The sequence below is a fragment of the Streptomyces sp. NPDC059696 genome (assembly GCF_042733745.1).
Lineage (GTDB): Bacteria > Actinomycetota > Actinomycetes > Streptomycetales > Streptomycetaceae > Streptomyces.
Window position 1 is genome coordinate 1 of the sequence record NZ_JBHWFG010000114.1, and the last position, 1,376, is coordinate 1,376.

1 protein-coding gene is annotated in these 1,376 nt (G+C 66.5%); it reads left to right on the top strand.

Annotated elements, in window-relative coordinates:
- Nucleotides 1–277: 277 nt before the first annotated feature.
- The coding region (locus tag ACFV20_RS36970) for an acyltransferase family protein (RefSeq protein ID WP_385665517.1) at nt 278–1,376 on the top strand (1,099 nt) is incomplete at its 3' end.

Sequence of the window (1,376 nt, forward strand, 5' to 3'; positions counted from 1 at the left end):
ACTCGGAACGGGACACCTCGGCCCCCGGTCTGACCGAGGCGGGGCGGCTGGGGTGGCTGCCTTCCCACTCCGGCCGAAATAAGTCGTCCTGAGCACCGGAACAGCACGATTGGAGATGCGGCTCACACGCCGCAGACCTGACTATTTCGGGAAGTCAACGAGCAAGTGCCAAGGGAAAGGGGACTGTTCCATGGGGGACGTCCTTCGCGACACAGGTGGCGCAAAAAGTAAGCGAATACCGAAGTTCGAGGGACTGCGAGGTGTCCTCGCACTGGGTGTGGTCGTCTACCACGTCGCGTTCCAGGCCGGAGTGGGCAGCTTCGTCGGTGAGCCGGGCAAACCGTTCTGGGGCGTCCTCGCGGACGGTCTGGGGGTCTGCCTTCCCCCCTTCTTCGCTCTGTCCGGAATGATGCTGTACAAGCCCTACGCCCGCGTCACCATCAGCGGGACGAAGCGCCCCGCCACCGGACGGTTCCTCAAGCGCCGGGCCCTGCGCATCCTGCCCGCCTACTACCTGTTGCTCGTCTTCGCGATCCCCGGCTACAACTGGTTCGAGATCGACAGCGTCAGCGACGTCCTGCGGCCCGTGCTCCTCATGCACTTCTACCTGCCCGAGGGGCAGCCGATGCACGGCATCGAGCCCACCTGGACGGTCCCCGCCGAGTTCACGTTCGACCTGGCCCTGCCGCTGATCGCCTGGATCGGCCACCGGCTCGCGCGGGGCGGAAGCACCCCCGCCCAGAAGGCCCGCCGCCTGCTGCTGCCCCTGGCCGCGCTGGAAGTCATGGCCATCGGCTGGGTCACGTACACCAACCTCCCCTCCACCGGCGCGACGATGCAGTGGTACTGGCCGCCCTACTACGCCGGCTGCTTCGCCGCGGGCATGGCGCTGGCCATCTACGCCGCGTACGCCGAGGCGCTTCCCGGGACCCCGGGCTTCTACCGGTTCGTGATCCGGCGTCCGCTGGTCTGCTGGGCGCCGCTCATCCCCCTGTACCTCCTCTACGCCACCAAGCCCATCGGCATCCCGGGCCTGGGCGACAACGCGGCCCTGGCCCAGGAGCTCGTCGACCACTTCATCCTGACCGCCTTCACCCTGCTGCTCCTGGCGCCGATGACGGTCCCCGGGGCAGAGTCCCGGTTCTCGGACGCGCTCTTCACCAGCAAGCCGATCCTCTTCCTCGGCCAGATCTCCCTCGGCGTCTACCTCTGGCACGAGATCGTGATCAACCTCTGGCTCAGGAACGGCAGCATCTTCGGCAAGTCCCCCGTGCCAACGCCCGAATTCCGAGGTGACATGGGGTTCTGGGAACTGTTCCTCTTCACGATCTCGATCAGCGTCGTGCTGGCGACCATCAGCTTCTATCTCGTGGAGA